This window comes from Phyllobacterium myrsinacearum, assembly GCF_002980555.1.
GTDB classification, from domain to species: Bacteria; Pseudomonadota; Alphaproteobacteria; order Rhizobiales; family Rhizobiaceae; genus Phyllobacterium; species Phyllobacterium myrsinacearum.
Genome location: NZ_PVBT01000005.1, coordinates 300,811 through 317,413, shown reverse-complemented (window position 1 = coordinate 317,413; position 16,603 = coordinate 300,811). Strand labels below are relative to the sequence as shown.

Annotated in this window: 17 protein-coding genes; 10 read left to right on the top strand and 7 right to left on the bottom strand. The window is 56.5% G+C overall.

The features are described from left to right. Positions 1-36: 36 nt before the first annotated feature. Positions 37-1,509, bottom strand: a complete 1,473-nt coding sequence (locus tag C5750_RS17990) for an oligosaccharide flippase family protein (RefSeq protein WP_130502117.1) — start codon at positions 1,507-1,509, stop codon at positions 37-39. A gap of 378 nt (positions 1,510-1,887) precedes the next feature. Between C5750_RS17990 and C5750_RS17985 the strand changes: the two genes are divergently transcribed. Beyond that, positions 1,888-2,163, top strand: a complete 276-nt coding sequence (locus C5750_RS17985) for a hypothetical protein (RefSeq protein WP_105735295.1) — start codon at positions 1,888-1,890, stop codon at positions 2,161-2,163. 24 nt (positions 2,164-2,187) lie between these two features. Continuing rightward, entirely contained in the window at positions 2,188-3,294 is a 1,107-nt protein-coding gene (locus C5750_RS17980; RefSeq protein WP_105735294.1) for an NAD(P)/FAD-dependent oxidoreductase, read from the top strand. A 60-nt stretch (positions 3,295-3,354) separates the two neighbouring features. On the opposite strand, the gene C5750_RS17975 is transcribed toward C5750_RS17980, so the two are convergent. Both C5750_RS17975 and C5750_RS17970 read right to left on the bottom strand, forming a co-directional pair. Next, positions 3,355-4,527, bottom strand: coding sequence for a DUF2865 domain-containing protein (locus C5750_RS17975; RefSeq protein ID WP_105735293.1), 1,173 nt, complete (start codon positions 4,525-4,527; stop codon positions 3,355-3,357). Positions 4,528-4,757: 230 nt separating this feature from the next. Then, positions 4,758-5,105: an SH3 domain-containing protein gene (locus C5750_RS17970; RefSeq protein ID WP_245421164.1), complete on the bottom strand. Its 348-nt coding sequence runs from the start codon at positions 5,103-5,105 to the stop codon at positions 4,758-4,760. A gap of 304 nt (positions 5,106-5,409) precedes the next feature. Between C5750_RS17970 and C5750_RS17965 the strand changes: the two genes are divergently transcribed. From C5750_RS17965 to C5750_RS17930, 8 genes are all read left to right on the top strand, one after another. Continuing rightward, on the top strand, positions 5,410-5,796 hold the full coding sequence (locus C5750_RS17965; RefSeq protein WP_105735291.1) for an ester cyclase: 387 nt from the start codon (positions 5,410-5,412) through the stop codon (positions 5,794-5,796). Positions 5,797-5,989: 193 nt separating this feature from the next. Further along, a complete protein-coding gene (locus C5750_RS17960; protein WP_130502116.1) occupies positions 5,990-6,772 on the top strand; it encodes a hypothetical protein in 783 nt (260 codons plus the stop codon). A 247-nt stretch (positions 6,773-7,019) separates the two neighbouring features. Next, positions 7,020-8,276 carry an ABC transporter substrate-binding protein gene (locus C5750_RS17955; RefSeq protein ID WP_105735289.1) on the top strand — a complete coding sequence of 419 codons (1,257 nt, stop codon included), beginning with the start codon at positions 7,020-7,022 and terminating at the stop codon, positions 8,274-8,276. Between the two features lie 98 nt (positions 8,277-8,374). Further along, on the top strand, positions 8,375-9,244 hold the full coding sequence (locus tag C5750_RS17950; protein ID WP_105735288.1) for a carbohydrate ABC transporter permease: 870 nt from the start codon (positions 8,375-8,377) through the stop codon (positions 9,242-9,244). Beyond that, on the top strand, positions 9,235-10,050 hold the full coding sequence (locus tag C5750_RS17945) for a carbohydrate ABC transporter permease (RefSeq protein WP_105735287.1): 816 nt from the start codon (positions 9,235-9,237) through the stop codon (positions 10,048-10,050). Before C5750_RS17950 ends, C5750_RS17945 begins: the two co-directional genes overlap by 10 nt. A gap of 5 nt (positions 10,051-10,055) precedes the next feature. Beyond that, positions 10,056-11,102, top strand: coding sequence for an NAD(P)-dependent alcohol dehydrogenase (locus tag C5750_RS17940; protein ID WP_105735422.1), 1,047 nt, complete (start codon positions 10,056-10,058; stop codon positions 11,100-11,102). Then, on the top strand, positions 11,102-12,196 hold the full coding sequence (locus tag C5750_RS17935) for an ABC transporter ATP-binding protein (RefSeq protein WP_105735286.1): 1,095 nt from the start codon (positions 11,102-11,104) through the stop codon (positions 12,194-12,196). Before C5750_RS17940 ends, C5750_RS17935 begins: the two co-directional genes overlap by 1 nt. Before the next feature lie 19 nt (positions 12,197-12,215). Next, on the top strand, positions 12,216-13,112 hold the full coding sequence (locus C5750_RS17930; RefSeq protein ID WP_105735285.1) for an AraC family transcriptional regulator: 897 nt from the start codon (positions 12,216-12,218) through the stop codon (positions 13,110-13,112). A gap of 37 nt (positions 13,113-13,149) precedes the next feature. Here C5750_RS17930 and C5750_RS17925 read toward each other — a convergent pair whose 3' ends face one another. The 4 genes from C5750_RS17925 to C5750_RS17910 all read right to left on the bottom strand — a co-directional run bounded on the left by C5750_RS17925 (position 13,150) and on the right by C5750_RS17910 (position 16,433). Further along, entirely contained in the window at positions 13,150-13,887 is a 738-nt protein-coding gene (locus tag C5750_RS17925; RefSeq protein ID WP_105735284.1) for an amino acid ABC transporter ATP-binding protein, read from the bottom strand. Positions 13,888-13,906: 19 nt separating this feature from the next. After that, entirely contained in the window at positions 13,907-14,599 is a 693-nt protein-coding gene (locus C5750_RS17920; RefSeq protein ID WP_105735283.1) for an amino acid ABC transporter permease, read from the bottom strand. Continuing rightward, positions 14,599-15,336: an amino acid ABC transporter permease gene (locus C5750_RS17915; RefSeq protein ID WP_105735282.1), complete on the bottom strand. Its 738-nt coding sequence runs from the start codon at positions 15,334-15,336 to the stop codon at positions 14,599-14,601. The genes C5750_RS17920 and C5750_RS17915 overlap by 1 nt, the downstream gene beginning before the upstream one ends. Before the next feature lie 194 nt (positions 15,337-15,530). Continuing rightward, entirely contained in the window at positions 15,531-16,433 is a 903-nt protein-coding gene (locus C5750_RS17910; protein WP_105735281.1) for an amino acid ABC transporter substrate-binding protein, read from the bottom strand. Between the last annotated feature and the right edge of the window lie 170 nt (positions 16,434-16,603).

Here is a 16,603-nt window from a genome sequence, read left to right as displayed (position 1 = left end):
CGAAGATCCAATCCTTGAAGCGAAGCGCGGGGCTGCTCATTTGGCAACCGCGGTGTTTATCCTTGCCAGCAGTGCAGGCATTGCGATCCTTGCAATGTTTTCCACTTCGTCGAAGAACGGATGCCTGAAGTAAGCCAGCGCTGCCAGCCATCCGATGGCCGAGAGCAGACCGGCAATGCAGGCTTGCGCAATCGACATGTCGAACTGGAAGCGGTTGGCGGCGAGAACGAGCAGTGGACCGGCAATGGCATACATCGTGACCAGGCCGCTTCTGTATAAAACCTGGAACAGCTCTCCCCAGGCGAAGGGGACCTGCCGGCGGACATAGACCAGCGAAAGATACATCTGGAAGGGCAGGACAATGAACTGGCTCAGTGCCAGGGCGTAGAGCCCGAAAAAGCTGGCGGCGCAGATCACAAGCATCGACAGCCCCCGGCCAATGAAATTGGCTTCGAATGCCTGTCTGTTTGCCCCCATCGCGACGAGAACGGGAAAAGTCAGAATATTGGGAAACCAGAAGAGCGCCGCAAGCGCAAAAATCTGGACCAGCGGTGCCGTCTCGGTCCATTGCGGGCCAAGCGCGATGCGGACAATCGGATAGGCCAGAATGGCCATTGCCAGGGTTGCCGGCCAATAGAGGGCCGTGATGTAGCTTATGATGCGCAGATAAGCCGCTTTGACGTCGCGCTCCGCCCTGACTTCGGATGCAAATGCGGGAAAGGCGACGGAGAAGATTGCTGAAAGCAGGATCTTGTCCGGCAGGCCGCAGACGAGATTTGCACGATTGTAGAGGCCGACTGCCGTGAGCGGCATGATCCTGCCCAGGACAAGCTGGGGGAGTGCCTCATAGGAGCGGTCCAGGAGGGTTGAGGCGCCTTTGTAGGAGCCGAAGGCGAAAGCCGCCCGCCAGCTCTTCAAGCAGGGGTTTAACATCCAGAAGATTGGTCTGGTATGAAAAGCGAGAAGCATCCTGACCACGGCGGAGGCGAGCGTTCCCCAGGCAAAGCTCATGAAGCCGAAATGCAGGGCGACAAATGCGATGGTTGCGACCGCATTGGTGATGCTTCCGATGGCGTTGATGCGGGTTACCGCACCAAAGGTGAGATCCCGGCGCAGCAGGGCGATGATTGGACAGACAGCGGCATCGATGACGCCGGCAAAGGCCAGTATTTTGATGAATGCGAGCAGCTCGGGCGCGGCATAAAATCGGGAAAGGAACGGCGCTGAAAAGAACAGGGCGCAGCCTATGGCCATGGAGAAGCCGAGGGTCAGCGTGAAGCTGGTTCGTATGTCTTCGCGTGTGAGCGTGCCACGTTGAATGAGGTATTCCGACGTGACGAACTCCCTGACCGTGAGCGCAATCGTGCCAATTCCCAAGCCGATGACGGCTATCCCGATCTCGCTGCTGCTCAGCATGCGCGACAGGATCGTGATCATCGCCACGCTGACGATCACTTGCGAATACTGTTCCAGTATCGCCATGAAAAATGCCCGGCGTACAGCGCTCACCCTCTGACCTCTCTGAATGATTGTCGACCGTTTTTCGAGCGCTTGTTCGCCGGGCAGATATTTACGTCGTACGGCACACAGGCAGCATTGATTTTAGCGCTTTGCGAAAGCCGGTTTAAGCTGTCTCTTCAGTTGAAAGGCGGCTAAGCCGTTCGACGTATCCCGGTCCTCAATACGATGCGGGCAAGAATCGAAGGGTGACAATTGGCGCTGCCGTGTCCATTGAAAGATATCGGAAGATAATCGTTTTTATTGTCTTCACATGTCAGCCGAACGCTTAAGGATATACCTGATATCCGTCAGACCAATTACCAATCCGGCTCACAATAGTGGTAAAGAAATGGGCGTGAAGGGCGTAGCGTGTGAGCCAGGATTTCCATGATTGAGGACGAGCAGATACGGACAGAGATGATGGCGATCCAGTTCTGGCTGCGGGCTCTTTTCCTGTACGCGGCAACCGGGACTCCGCCGACGGCGCGCTCGGTTCAGGAGTTTCTCAACGAGCTGAAGAATTTTGCGCCGCAAGATGGTGCCAATGATCTTTCACCGGCTGACTGGGACAAGGAACACCTCTTGCATTATCCCAGCTATGAGCGGGTCGGCAGCAAGATAATAGAGACGCTGCAGAGCCTGGAGAAAAAACTGACATCATGATTCCGTGAGACGATGGGGTGAAGAGTGGATCGCATAGGCTGCGTTGTTGCGGGTGGTGGCGTCATCGGGATTGCCATAGCGCGTGAATTTGCAAGGCGAGGAATTGAAACGCTCATTGCCGAGGAGAGCGGAGGGGTGGGCAATGGAATCAGCTCCCGCAATTCGGGTGTAATCCATGCCGGCCTCTATTACCCGGAAACGAGTTTGAAGGCGTGGTTGTGCGTGGATGGCAATGCGGCGCTCTACCGGTTTGCGAATGCATACGGCGTAGCGCATAAGCGCTGCGGCAAACTGATCGTTGCGACAGACAACCGGCAGGTTGAGACCCTGACCGAAATTGCCGGGCGCGCCCGCAGATGCGGCGTGAGTGATCTGCAATTCCTTTCCGGCGCGCAAGCCCGGCGCGTCGAACCGGAACTGAACTGCACGGCCGCGATTATGTCGCCGTCTACCGGAATCGTTGATTGCCATGACCTGATGCTGGCGCTGCTTGGAGATGCGCAGGCGCACGATGCAATGATCGCAACCCACACCAAGGTGGTGTCCGTGGAGGCTGACAGCGACGGATTTGTCGTTCACACAATCGAGACGGAAACCGGCCGGCCGTACGAATTCCGCACCGATGTGTTTATCAATGCCTGCGGGCTGAACGCGCCTGAACTGGCGGCGAAAATCGCGGCATTGCCGAAGCATCACGTGCCGGAGCGCCGATATGCAAAGGGAAACTATTTCTCGGTGCCAGGTACCGCGCCGTTTCAGCATCTGATTTATCCTGTGCCGGAGCCCGGAGGCCTGGGTATCCACCTGACACTCGATCTGGGAGGCAGCATGCGGTTTGGCCCGGATGTCGAGTGGGTGGATACCATTGACTATTCGGTCGATCCGGCGCGGGCCGAGCGCTTCTATGAGGCGATACGGAAATACTGGCCTGCTTTGCCCGATGGGGTTCTCCAGCCTGCCTATTGCGGCATCAGGCCAAAACTGAGTATCGCAGGCGAAACGGTGACGGATTTCCTTATCGAGGGGCCATCGTCGCATGGTGTAAAAGGTCTGGTCAATCTGTTTGGCATTGAAAGTCCGGGGCTGACCTCCTGTCTGCCCATCGCGCAATATGTGGCGGCGCTGGTTTGAAACGGAGGTCAATTGCCATGCCCTTCAGGCGCATTTCGACCAGATTTACGCGTGCACGGCCTAGTCTCCAAGCCGCTTCAGTATATCGGCTGCAACCGTTTCGATGGCCATGCCGAAGGTGAACCTGTTTGCCCGGTCGGGGTCTTGGGCAAAAAGCGGTTCGGATGGCCGTGATGCCTTGAAATCGATTTTTCCTTCGTCATCGGGGAGATATGCCGAACCGACTATGCGTACATTACGCCGGTTATTTTCTTGGGCGGGTGCTGCCAGGATCATGCCAAAAGGGTTGCCGCCGTCACTGGATGCGGTACCCAAGTCTGTTGCCCGTTCATCCCTGGCGCCATGTTTCGCCATTGGCAGTTCGGGACCAATGACGGTTGAGGCTTTTTGGCTTGCCGGCGCTGCCGCATTCAGTGATGGTTGCGCAGTATGGCACGTGCATTGCGCTGCGGCCGGGGCACCGACAATCCGGTAATTGAACGCGGCTGGCAGATCCTTGTAGGGGGTCTTGGTTTCAACGGAGATCATGTCCTCGGAAGACTGCTCCGGTATGGCATGGGAGTATAATTTTACCTCCGATCCGGGGCACATTTCACTGCAGGTGTTCTGGTCGCGATCGAAATATCTGGTCTGGACCGCGAAAGAGATTGGAAAATAATATCCATCGCAGGTTCGCACGCACAGTGTCCGGTAAAGTTTTCTACTCGATGCATCGGTGGTTTGACTTGGTTGCCTCGGCCGCTTTCTTTCAATCATCTGCCGGGGAAGGGTTGCGGTCTTCATCACTGCAGGCTCGGGAGTGGAACTGCCGAAAAGGGCTTCGAGCAGCCCCGGCCGCCGCTCTTCGGAACAGCCATTTGCTTTGAGGGACGCAAGAATGCGCGCCCTGGACGGAGCGGACCCTATGGAGTGGAGTTCTGCGCGCTTCTGTCTCTCAAGCCCGTTCATCAAGCTTTCGATATTCCGCTGAAAACGCGCGCATTGCTTTGGATCGCCCCGGGAAAAGAGCGTGTTGCCGCAACCCGCCTGGCTGGCGCGGGCGCGCGCCTGCTGAAGTTTGATCGCCTGCGTCTGAACGGCTCTGCTAGTCTGCGGCTCTTCCCGGACCGGCAGCTTGAGCTGCTGTCTGAGCCGGATGCAAATGCCTGGTTCAGCCATGGCATGGGCATGAAAAAAGAGGCTGGAAGACAAGAGTAGACTTAATCCGAGAACATTGCGGAAAATGAATTTCATCGACGCATACCTACTCGTAACAACACTATGGGGAGATATCAGTTGTGTTCAAGTTAAGATTGGTATTGATAGATGTGAAGTTTCAGAACGCAGAAAGCGTTTCTACACTCTAATCTGTCGAATGAAAATGATTTATCTGAATATTACTGAGTTGTAAGGCGATTTACAGTTAATGGTGCGCAGAAGAACGCTCCTTCAACCTCTGCGGCTGAAGGAGCGTGCCGTCGATATCACCGGCAAGAGAATCCCGGTGCGATCTTGCAATTCGGACGAGGGCGGTGAGGCCGGTGCGGCGGACGGTGACCGTGATGATAGGGGGGGCGTACAATGATTGTTGGCCGTACCACGATGGCAGGCCTGTGAACGGCGATGCGATCGAGATAGTTGGCCGACACCCATCCCCGGATCCCCTGCCGGCCGATCCGGCACCAGTTTGACTGACAGGCCAGGACATTGACGCGTGTTCCCGCGGCCAGAGTACCAACGCGCGCGTAATGTGTTGCCGGACCGGTGCGCAGATTGACATTTCCGGTCGTATAGGCGGCGTCAGCAAAAGCAGAACCTGCCGAAAATATCATTGTGGAACAAAAAACAAGTAATGTGAGAAAGCTTTTCATGTTCATTGCTCAATCCCCCTGCAATAACACTGAGTTAAGTTGGATGTCCGTGACAATAGATTGAACTTATCGCGATTTGTCCAGTTGCTTTACAGAATGTTTCCAGAACCTTTGTTCCGGCACCCGGATTGCTCATGCCTATATGGCTGCTTCGCGCCCGATTTGGATAAGTGCTGGCATGTTGTCATAAGTTGAGTCTTACTGCGTCGCCGACGCACCTATTCGCCTCATCCCCAACCTCACCGGTAGCCAAGGAGCAGTTTTCATGACTGAGACAAACCTCGCGGAAATCTACAAGGCCTATATATCCTGCCTAAACAGGCAGGACTGGCCGAACCTCGGAAATTTCGTTCAGGAGGACGTGCATTACAACGGAAAGCTGATCGGGTTGACGGGTTATCGAGGGCTGCTGGTGAAGGACTTCGTCGAAATTCCGGACCTGTATTTCAATATTGACCTGCTGGTCTCCGACCAATCCCATATCGCCGCCCGGCTCCTGTTCAACGTGACGCCCAAGGGAAATTTCTTTGGCCTTCCCATCAATGGCAGGAAGGTGTCTTTCAGCGAAAACGTGTTCTACCAGTTTCGCGACGGGAAGATTGCACTGGTCTGGTCGGTGATAGACAAGGCCGCCATCGAAGCGCAGATCTGATCCAGAAAGCGCCGGCGGCTCCAGCGGTCTTATCCCTCGGGCCGCTGCTATGTCGTGTCTTTGCTGCCCGGTAACGAAATACCAAGGAAGCCCTGTCAGGCTGGATGACATCGCGATTCGACGCTCAGGCGTGTTGTCAAACCCGATAGTGATCTGGCCCAACCACAACCGGGCCGAAAAGGGCAGGATTTATATGGCCAAGAGAAAGCGCAGCACCCGTTCACCGTCACGTTCGCCCAGGCGGACATCCTCACGGGCCGCCTCCCGTGGGTCCTCCACCGGTATATTTCTGGCTCTTGCCGTGATTGCCGGTGTCGGTGCATTGAGCATATGGTCGGCAACCCAGCACAAAGGCCCGCTGAAAGCCTTCGCCGGATGGTTTGAGCGTCCAGCGGCGCAGACCAGCCGATCCGCGGCTGCAAAACCTGAAACAGATGGCAAACAGACTGCGAAAGCCGCGCCGCGCCAGGACAGTAGCCCCGCGACCGCGTTCACTGCACCGGTTCCGCGCCCCTCCATTCCCGTCGGCGCGCAATCGCAGAGCCCGGTGGTGCCCACACCGCTGCAGCGGACAGCATTGCAGCAGCCACAACCGTTGCAACGCCCAGCTTTGTCCGTTGGTCCTACAGACCGGACAGGCATTCACCTGCCACGCGGGATCAATATGCCCAACATGACGCCGTCGGTGGTCTATGCCCGGGAAAGGCTGACTTTGCGGCGCAATGCGTGGGATAAATCCGAACCGGCGGGTACCGTGGAAAAGGGACGCGAAATGCGGTCCTATGGCAAGACCGGCAAATGGCATCATATCGTGATTCCCGCCACCGACATGATCGGTTGGGTGCACGAAGACATGCTGGTTGCCGGAAAAACCGCCCCGGCAACCTCGGCCATGACAACGGGTGCGATATCAGGCGCACCCAGGGCCGCGCAGGTGCAGGCCATCTACCCGCCGCGGCCGGTCGGCGCCCAGTGACGGCCTGACCAAAGGCGGGCTTGCTGCCTACCGGTGCAATGACAATAAGCCTGCGTGGTTTGCCATCGGCTGCTGGAGCAGCCGATGATGGGTAAGTCTTGCAAATTCGTATCAGTTTTTTGAAAATTTGCTGCTATCGGAGCTCATTTTCCTCTGCCAATTTTCTTGCCGGATTGAGCGGGTGAGAGGAGAAACGCCTGCCATATCCTGGGAAAAAGGAACTTTGGGAGGATAACCAATGCTACGAATGTCTTATTGCACTGCTCTTGTGAGCGGTGTCAGCCTGCTCGTTTTTGCAAATGTGGCGAATGCGCAGATATGTACCAGTACCGTCCGGGTTCTGGCCCAGCCGCGCGACAGTCTTACCCTGCTTGAAAGCTACAAAGATGAATTCAAGAAATTGTCGGGCGCATCGTTCGAATTCGATTACCTGAACGAAAATGACCGCCGTGCCAAATCAAGGGCGGAGGCGGCCACAACAGGCAAGTATAATGTCTACTACATTGACGAAGCCAATGTCGCGTTGTTTGCCGAGTCGAAATGGATTGTGCCGCTGCTTGAATATTACCCTGCAGATGCCAGTTATGATGACTTCGATGCGGGCCGCAAAAAGGTCGCCAGTTACAATGGCGTCGCCTATTTCGCGCCGATCCAGGGCGGAGGCGATCTGCTGTACTACCGCAAGGACGTTCTGGAAAAGGCAGGGATCACGCCGCCGAAGACATTGGATGAATACGAGGCCGCACTCGCCAAGCTGAATGATCCGGCCAAGGGATTTTATGGAACGGCGTTGCGCGGCGGCCGTGGCTCCGGGGCCAATGTCTGGCGATGGATGACCTATTTCAAGGCATTTGGCGGCCAGTGGTTTGTTGACGGCAAGCCGGCATTCAACTCGGATGCCGCGGTAAAAGCGACGGAGACCTATCTTCGACTGTTCCAGTATTCCGCTCCCGGCACCCAGACCGGCAGCTGGACGGAAGTCACCGAGGCCTTCAATTCAGGCAATGTTGCCATGATCATCGAGTCCAGTCCGCTGGCCGGGCAGACCGAAGATCCAAAGCAATCATCCGTTGCCGGCAAGGTTGGCTATACCGTTCCGCCGCGCCCATTGGTTGGCGGTGGCTACGGACATGGCCTCGCTATCGGGGCAAAGGCCAACGCCGATGATGCGGCGAGGAAATGCGCGGGCGCGTTTATCGCTTGGGCGACATCCAAACAGAATGAAGAGCGACGGCTGGAGCGGGGCATTTTTGGCGACATCAATCGCACCAGTGTCATCAACAGCGATGCTTTCAAGCAGAAATACGGCGCTGAAATCGGCAATGCCTTGAACGAGACGGCGCAATACACGGATGTCAACTTCTGGGTCAATGCCGATTGGCCGGATCTGGGCGACCGCTGGGGTATCATTCTCGAAGAACTGATCACCGGCACGCGCACCGACATCAAGGGCGGGCTCGATGAGCTCGAAGCGTACGCCAACAAGCTGATCGCCCGCCGCTAACCCATGGCGACATCCTCCCGTCGCGCTGTCCGGGGCTTCGCATCATCGTCATGCGGAGCCCCAGGGCAGCTGGCCAATCGTTTGACAGGATTGCCGGAATGAAACGAAAAACAACTCTTCCTGCGGTTTTTCTAATACCGCCACTGATCATTCTGGCCATCCTGGCATTCGTGCCGACGATCGCTGCAGTCAATATTGCGCTGCAGAATCGGGAACTGAGTTTTCCCAACAGCAGCTACGTCTGGTTTGCCAACTTCATCGATCTGTTCGGTGACCGGCGTTTCGTCAATGCGATATGGATATCGCTGATCTGGGAAGTGGTGACGGTGACGGCCACCTTGGTGGTGGCAGTGCTCCTGGCAATCTTCCTCTTCGAGACCGCTTCACCGCGCATGCGAAGCCTGGTTTCGATCCTCTTCATTATTCCGGTGATGCTGCCCCGCGTCTCCGCTGCCTTCGTCTGGAAGTTCATGTTCAATCCGCTGTTCGGTTTGATCAACTATCCGGTCAAGCTGCTGACTGGCGCGCCGATTGATTTTCTGTCGCTGCCCGCAACGGCACTCGCATCGGTCGCAGTTGTCGATGTCTGGCAATGGGGACTTTTCTTTTCGGTCATTGTCTTGAAACTGCTTGAGACCTTGCCGCCGCAACCCTTTGAAGCGGCGCGGCTCGACAATGCGAAGACCTGGGAAGTGCATTTCTATATCGGCATTCCCATGCTTGCGGCGCCCTTGATCAGTCTCGTGTTCGTCAAGATGGTTGAGTCACTGCGTGCATTCGACCTCATCTATGTCATGACGCGCGGCGGTCCCGGCATCGCAACGGAAACGCTCGATATGTATGCCTTTTCACAAGGTTTCGTGGAAGCCGGCAAAATTTCCTACGCCTCCAGCATGGCGGTTCTGATGATGCTCGCCACCATTATTACCTTCACGGTTCTTTGGAAATGGGTGCGCAAATGGCAGTAAAATCAAAATCTCCAACGGCGAAGTTGGCACTCGCGATCCTCGTTTTCATCGCCATTTTCCCGATTTTCTGGGTGTTCCTGAACTCGTTCAAGCAACTCGTCGATATTGTCTCGACGACCCCGAAGCTGTTCTTCACGCCAACGCTCGACAATTACATCTATGTATTGGGACGTGACAACGTTCAGCATGGATTGATCAACTCGGTTGTCATCGCGGGCGCATCGGTGCTGATCGGAGCGGTGCTTGGCATACCGGCCGCCTATGCGGTTGCGCGCTATCCCAATCGCTTTTCCGATGACATTCAGTTTTTTGTTTTGTCGCTGCGTTTTTTGCCGCCCGTTGCCGTGGCCATACCTCTCATCGCCATCTGGCTGGATCTCGGTCTGTATGACAGCAGGACGGCACTGATCATCACCTATACGCTGTTGACCATGTCAACGATCATCTGGCTTGCTATTCCGGCGTTCACGCGTGTGCCGCGCGAGGTTGAGGAAGCGGCCATTGTCGACGGTTATGGCGCCTATGCCGTGTTCTTCAAGGTGGCTCTGCCGATCGCAGCGAAGTCATTGACCGGTGCGGTGATCTTCAGCTTCATTCTCGTCTGGAACGAATTCCTGATCGCGCTGATGCTCACGACCTCGGATGCCAAGACGCTTCCGATCATCGCCTCGGAATTCACCCTGCTCGGCCGCAACGTGCCGTGGGGCATCTTGAACGCGTCGGTCATCGTTCTGTCCCTGCCGCCGCTGATTTTCGTTGGCGTCATGAGCGGTTTCATCAATTCAGCACTCAAGAAAAAGGACTAGTGGGCATGAAGGCTCTTGTTCTGGAAAAAACCCGTCACCTGGCGCTGCGCGACATGGAACAGCCGCTTGTTCTCGGTCTTGACGACGTGAAAATCGCGGTTGAAACCGTCGGGATCTGCGGCAGCGATGTGCATTATTATACCCATGGCCGTATTGGACCCTATGTCGTCGAAAAGCCCATGGTGCTGGGGCACGAGGCTTCCGGGGTGGTGGTCGAGGTCGGCGCAAATGTTGGTGCGCTCAAGCCGGGCGACAGGGTATGCATGGAACCGGGGATAGCCAACGACAAGTCGCGCGCCACCCGGCTCGGCCTCTATAATCTCGACCCGGATGTCGTCTTCTGGGCGACACCGCCGATTCATGGCTGCCTGACGCCTTATGTCGTTCACCCCGCCAACCTGACCTTCAAGCTGCCGGATAATGTTTCTTTTGCCGAGGGTGCCATGATCGAGCCTCTTGCTGTCGGTATGCAGGCTGTCACCAAGGCGCGCGTTTCGCCGGGTGACGTGGCGCTGGTGATCGGCGCTGGACCCATCGGGATCATGGTGGCGCTTGCCGCCCTCGCAGGGGGATGCAGTACGGTTATCATCTCGGATATCCAGAATCCCAAGCTTGAAATAGCCGGGTGTTACGATGGCATTGTTGCAGTCAATAGCCGCGAGCGCGACCTTGCCGGGTTCATACGGGAGTTTACCGGCAATTGGGGTGTTGACGTCGTCTTTGAAGCAAGCGGGCATCCCAGCGCATTCAAGGGGATTTTTGAGTTCATTCGCCCTGGCGGAACCGCAGTGTTTGTCGGCATGCCGGTTGAGCCGGTTCAACTGGATATCGTCTCCGCGCAATCGAAGGAGGTGCGGATCGAAACGGTGTTCCGCTATGCCAACGTCTATGATCGTGCATTGGCGCTCATTGCCTCGGGAAAGGTCGATCTCAAGCCGCTGATCACCGAAACATATCCGTTTGGAGAGAGCGTGCAGGCATTTGAACGGGCGGCTGAAGGGCGGCCGCGTGACATAAAACTGCAGATACATCTTGGGAAGGACGCTCAGTGATGGCCGCGATCGTTTGCAATGAAATCACCAAGCGCTATGGCAATCATCAGGTTGTGCACGCATTCAACCTGGCGGTCAGGGAAAACGAATTCGTGGTTTTCCTCGGCCCTTCCGGTTGTGGTAAGTCCACCATCCTGCGGATGCTGGCAGGTCTGGAGGAAATCTCCGACGGGGAGTTGAGCATCGCGGGCAAGGTGGTGAATGATCTGCCGCCGCGCGACCGGGACATTGCCATGGTGTTTCAGAATTATGCGCTTTATCCGCATATGAGTGTTTTCGACAATATTGCCTTTGGTCTGAAGCGCCTGAAGGTTGCAAAATCCGAGATTGAACAGCGGGTGAACGATGTGGCCTCAATGCTTGGCCTTGAGCCTTATCTCGGGCGCAAGCCAGCGGCGCTGTCCGGCGGGCAGCAGCAGCGGGTGGCCATTGCCCGCGCCATGATCAAGACACCCGCCGTGTTTCTTTTTGATGAGCCCCTGTCCAATCTCGATGCGAAGCTGCGCAACCATATGCGGGTTGAAATCGCCCGGTTGCATCAATCACTCAGGACCACCACTGTCTACGTAACCCACGATCAACTGGAAGCGATGACGCTGGCCGACCGGATCGTCCTTCTGAAAGACGGCCGTATCGAGCAATTGGGAACACCGAAGGAAATCTACGAGAATCCCCGCAGCAAATTTGTTGCGAGCTTCATCGGGACACCGTCCATGAATTTCATCGATATGGTGGTTTCGTCGGATGGAGCGAGCTTCGTGCTCACCAATGCTGCAACCCGATTGAGAGTGAGCAAGGAGCGCTACCGTCTCCAAGACGGACAGACGGTCATTGTCGGTATCCGGCCTGCCCATCTGGTCCCCGCTTCCGACGGCAATGACGGCAACATTATTGCGGGCGTCGTTGACCTCATCGAGTATCTCGGCAACGAAGCACTGGTGAATTTTGAGCTTGGCGGTGTTGAAATTGGCGCGCTGCTCGATTCCAACGCATGCCCGCAACGCAAACAACCCTGCCGGTTGACGGTCGATGAAAGACATATTCATATATTCGACCGGGAGAGTGAACTGACATTGATCCGCAGTTTGTCCTGAACAACAAGGCAAGAGGATAATGGTCGTAATAGGAGCTTCGAAGAGCGCGGAACTCGAACACATTCTGTGTGATCCGGGTCACTCCTTCCGCTGGTTTACACACGACTATCCCTACCGGCTTGCCTGTTGGAACTATCACCCGGAATATGAGATCCACTTGATTACCCAATCGAGTGGCACCGCTTTTGTCGGTGATTATATCGGAGATTTCCATCCGGGAAATCTCTGCCTTGTCGGCTCCAATCTGCCGCACGAATGGGTCAGCACGAATTTCGGCAACCAAACTTTGTCGGGGCGGGACATGGTTCTGCAATTTGATCCGCAGATCTTTGCGCGCGCCGCGGGCACCATGCCCGAGATGGCCGCGCCCCGGGCACTCCTGGAGCAGGCTCTGCGCGGCTTGCAGTTTCACGGCCGCGCTGAGAAGCAGGGCATTGACCTGATGCGCAGGATCGGGGCAGCGCAGGGATTGCAGCGGTTTGCGCTGTTCCTCGAATTGATCGCCTTGATGAGCGAAACGGATGAGAAGACCGTTCTTTCAAGCCATGACTACGCGCCCAATCTCGACCCCGGCAGTGCGGCCGTTATGCAGCGGGTTACCGCCTATATCCTTGGGAATATCACCGACGAGGTCCGGATGTCGGTTGCCGCGGAACTGGCGGAAATGACGCCGTCGACTTTTTCGCGCTATTTCAAGCGAACGACGGGCAAGAACTTCGTCGATTATGTTCACAAGCTGCGGATTGGCCGGGCGTGCAATATGATCAATGAGCTGGATGAGCCGATTACGTCGGTCTGTTTCAATGTGGGATACAAGAATATCTCCAATTTCAACCGCCACTTCAAACGGGAGTGCGGCTTGACGCCATCCGGTTACAGAAAGCTGGCAGGAGTGCCGCGCTCGAACAGGATATAGCGCAGGCACTTGCCGGTGACATCAGATGCCGCAGGCGTCAGTACTGCAGAATCTTGTTGAGAAATTCCCGTGTGCGGGGCTGGCGGTCCTCGATCTTGCCGAAGAACTCGTCCTTGGTTGTATCCTCGAGAATGCGCCCGCCGACATCCATGAAAATGACGCGGTTGGAGACTTTCCGGGCAAAACCCATTTCATGCGTCACCACCATCATGGTCATGCCTTCGGAGGCGAGGCCGACCATGACGTCGAGCACCTCGCCCACCATCTCCGGATCGAGGGCCGATGTCGGCTCGTCGAAAAGCATGATGATGGGATCCATGGAGAGCGCACGGGCGATGGCCACGCGCTGCTGCTGGCCGCCGGAAAGCTGGCCGGGAAATTTGTGCTGATGATCGATGAGGCCGACACGCTCCAGCATTTGCAGGCCGCGCTTCTTGGCTTCGTCGCGCCGGCGGCCAAGCACCTTCACCTGGGCAATGATGAGATTGTCCGTAACCGACAGATGCGGAAACAGTTCGAAGTGCTGGAAGACCATCCCGACGCGGCTTCTTAATTTCGGCAGGTCGGTGGCCTTGTCGTGAACGGCGACGCCGTCGATCCAGATTTCGCCCTTCTGGATGGGTTCAAGCGCGTTGATGGTCTTGATCAGGGTGGATTTGCCCGAGCCGGACGGCCCGCAAACGACAACGACCTCTCCCTTGTTGATCTTGACGGAGCAGTCGTTGAGGACCTGGGTCGTGCCATACCATTTGGAAACGCTTTTCATTTCGATCATTGTGATTGCGTCCTTCAGTTCAGCGCACGATGCGGATTTTCTGGTTCAATTTCTTGACGAGCATGGACAAGAAAAAGGAGATGATAAAATAGACCACGGCGGCCAGGAGATAGGTTTCGATCCGCCTGCCGAACGTATTGCCCATGATTTCGAAACCCTTGAGGATGTCGTAGGCACCGATGGCATAGACCAACGAGGTATCCTGGAACAGCACGATGGTCTGGGTCAGGAAGACCGGCAGCATGTTGCGGATCGCCTGGGGCAGGATGATGTAGCGCATGTTCTGCGCATAGGTCATGCCGAGAGCCTGCCCCGCATTGGTTTGGCCGCGCGGCAGGGATTGGATGCCGGCGCGCACGATCTCGCTGAAGAAGGCCGCTTCAAACACGACGAAGGTAATCAGGGCGCAAATCTCGGCCCGGTATTTCTGGCCGCTTCCGCCGGGGAACAGGTCGTAGAAACCGGACGGCACCAGCAGGAAAAACCAGAGGATCACCATCACCAGCGGCACGCTGCGAAATACATTGACATACCAGGTCGCGATATATTCCAGCGGCTTGATGTTGGACAGCCGCATCAGGGCAATGATGGTGCCAAGAGCAATGCCGCCAACGGTGGCGGCGATCGTGAGCGCGACGCTGAAATAGAGGCCACTGAGCAGATAATTGCTGATGTTGGCCCATGTATAGAATGAAAAGTCGAGCGTAGCCATCAATGCGCTCCCTGCGTCTGGAGTGTCAGGCCGGGTATGCGCATCCGCCGTTCCATGAAGGCCATGACCCGGTTGACCACCAGCGCGGTCACCGCATAGAGCACTGTCGCTGCCAGATAGACCTCGACCCCGCGCGAGGTCTCTTCCTGCGTCTGCATGGCGAAGCTGATCAGTTCGGGAATCGAGACCGCGAAGGCGACCGACGAGTTCTTGACGATATTCATCGCTTCGCTGGTCAGTGGCGGAATGATGATGCGGAAGGTCTGTGGCAGGATCACATAGCGGTAGGTCTGGAACTGGGTGAAGCCGACGGCATAGGCGGCGTTACGCTGGCCTGTCGGCAAGGCCTGGATACCGGCGCGTATCTGTTCGGCAATGCGGGCGGACGTGAAGAAGCCGAGCGCACAGCAGGCCAAAACGAAGCCCGGTACGCTCCGCATGCCCGGAACAAGTTCGGAAATCACGAAGAACCAGATGAAGAGCTGGACGAGGATGGGAATATTGCGGAAAAGTTCAACCCATCCCGCCGCGAAGGCGGAGATGATCCGGTGTCCCGACAGCGTGCGCAAGGTGCCAATGAGGATGCCGAACACCAGGGCGATGACCAGTGAGGCGGCGGCCACGGCAACCGTATAGCCCCAAGCCGATAGCATCCATTGAAAGTAGGTGACGCCGTCACCCCGGTCATCCCAAAGAAACTGCCAGCGATCCCATACGTTCTGCCAATACGCCATCATACCTTGCCCACCCGCTCGCCAACCGATCCCAGCCCGGCCAATTTGAATCCGGCTGCGGGCAGTGACCGGAGGTTTGTCCCAGCCGGCCTCCGCAGTCGCGCCGTCAGCCGACAGGCTTTATCGCCCATCCGCACGTGTTGCATTAACAGGGCCGGTACTGCGTTTCCCGGCCCTGATCCCTGGTAAGCCCAAGCCTATTGACCGGGCTGCTTGTAGTCTTCGGTCGGCTTGTCGTTCGGATTGGCCCATGCTTCCTTGGTGGCTTCCGACGCCGGCATGTTCAGCGAAACATTGTTCGGTGGAATGGGCTGCATGAACCACTTGTCGTAGAGTTTGGCGATTGTACCCGCCTTGATCTGTTCCACGATGCTTTCGTCGACCGCCTTCTTGAACTCGGGGTCATCCTTCCGGATCATGATGGCGATGGGCTCAACCGAAAGGACCTCCGGCAGGACCTTGAAATCGCTTGGCTTCTGTGCGCGGGCAATATTGGCTGCGAGGATCGAGGCGTCCATCACGAAGGCATCGGCGCGGCCACTCTGCAGCAAGAGGAAGCTGTCGGCGTGATCCTTGCCATAGACCTCGTTGAAGCTGATGTCCTTGCCGCGCTTGTTCTTGCGCAGGGTCTGCACGGAGGTGGTGCCGGTCGTGGTCGCCACGTTCTTGCCGTTCAGGTCTTCCAGCTTGCTGATGTTCGAGTTGGCGCGGACAGCGATTTTCACTTCCTCGACATACACGGTATCGGCAAATGCCACATCCTTTGCGCGGGCGGCATTGTTTGTGGTCGAACCACATTCAAGATCGACGGTGCCGTTCTGGACCAGGGGCACGCGGTTCTGCGATGTGACGGGCTGATACCGGATATCCAGCTTTTCAAGCCCAAGCTTCTTCTTGATGTCCGCGATGATATTCTGACAGACATCGTAGTGATAGCCGGTATAGACGCCGTTGCCGAGCGTATAGGCCAATCCGGATGACTCTCGTACACCCTGCGTGATGGTGCCAGAGGACTTGATCTTGTCCAGAGTTCCGTCAGCCTGTGCCGCTGACCCAAGAGCAGCAAAGAGTATTGTTGCCGTGATCAGAATTTTTTTCATTTAATCCTCCAATTCGAACGCCGTAACTATGGCCGCATTCGGCGTAATTGAAAAGCGTTTAGGCTTTCAATTTGCGAATCCGGGCAGCTTGGCTGTGGAACACTCATTGTTGTGAAAGGCTCCTGGCGCGCGCGGCCGGCTCATGGGCAGCGATGTAATAGGCCCGCCGC

Coding starts and splice junctions, on each gene's coding strand:
- C5750_RS17925 (WP_105735284.1), bottom strand. CDS start 13,887: ATGATCGAAATGAAAAGCGTTTCCAAATGGTATGGCACGACCCAGGTC.
- C5750_RS17915 (WP_105735282.1), bottom strand. CDS start 15,336: ATGATGGCGTATTGGCAGAACGTATGGGATCGCTGGCAGTTTCTTTGG.
- C5750_RS17960 (WP_130502116.1), top strand. CDS start 5,990: ATGGCCAAGAGAAAGCGCAGCACCCGTTCACCGTCACGTTCGCCCAGG.
- C5750_RS17970 (WP_245421164.1), bottom strand. CDS start 5,105: ATGATATTTTCGGCAGGTTCTGCTTTTGCTGACGCCGCCTATACGACC.
- C5750_RS17945 (WP_105735287.1), top strand. CDS start 9,235: ATGGCAGTAAAATCAAAATCTCCAACGGCGAAGTTGGCACTCGCGATC.
- C5750_RS17930 (WP_105735285.1), top strand. CDS start 12,216: ATGGTCGTAATAGGAGCTTCGAAGAGCGCGGAACTCGAACACATTCTG.
- C5750_RS17935 (WP_105735286.1), top strand. CDS start 11,102: ATGGCCGCGATCGTTTGCAATGAAATCACCAAGCGCTATGGCAATCAT.
- C5750_RS17920 (WP_105735283.1), bottom strand. CDS start 14,599: ATGGCTACGCTCGACTTTTCATTCTATACATGGGCCAACATCAGCAAT.
- C5750_RS17975 (WP_105735293.1), bottom strand. CDS start 4,527: ATGAAATTCATTTTCCGCAATGTTCTCGGATTAAGTCTACTCTTGTCT.
- C5750_RS17985 (WP_105735295.1), top strand. CDS start 1,888: ATGATTGAGGACGAGCAGATACGGACAGAGATGATGGCGATCCAGTTC.
- C5750_RS17955 (WP_105735289.1), top strand. CDS start 7,020: ATGTCTTATTGCACTGCTCTTGTGAGCGGTGTCAGCCTGCTCGTTTTT.
- C5750_RS17910 (WP_105735281.1), bottom strand. CDS start 16,433: ATGAAAAAAATTCTGATCACGGCAACAATACTCTTTGCTGCTCTTGGG.
- C5750_RS17965 (WP_105735291.1), top strand. CDS start 5,410: ATGACTGAGACAAACCTCGCGGAAATCTACAAGGCCTATATATCCTGC.
- C5750_RS17950 (WP_105735288.1), top strand. CDS start 8,375: ATGAAACGAAAAACAACTCTTCCTGCGGTTTTTCTAATACCGCCACTG.
- C5750_RS17940 (WP_105735422.1), top strand. CDS start 10,056: ATGAAGGCTCTTGTTCTGGAAAAAACCCGTCACCTGGCGCTGCGCGAC.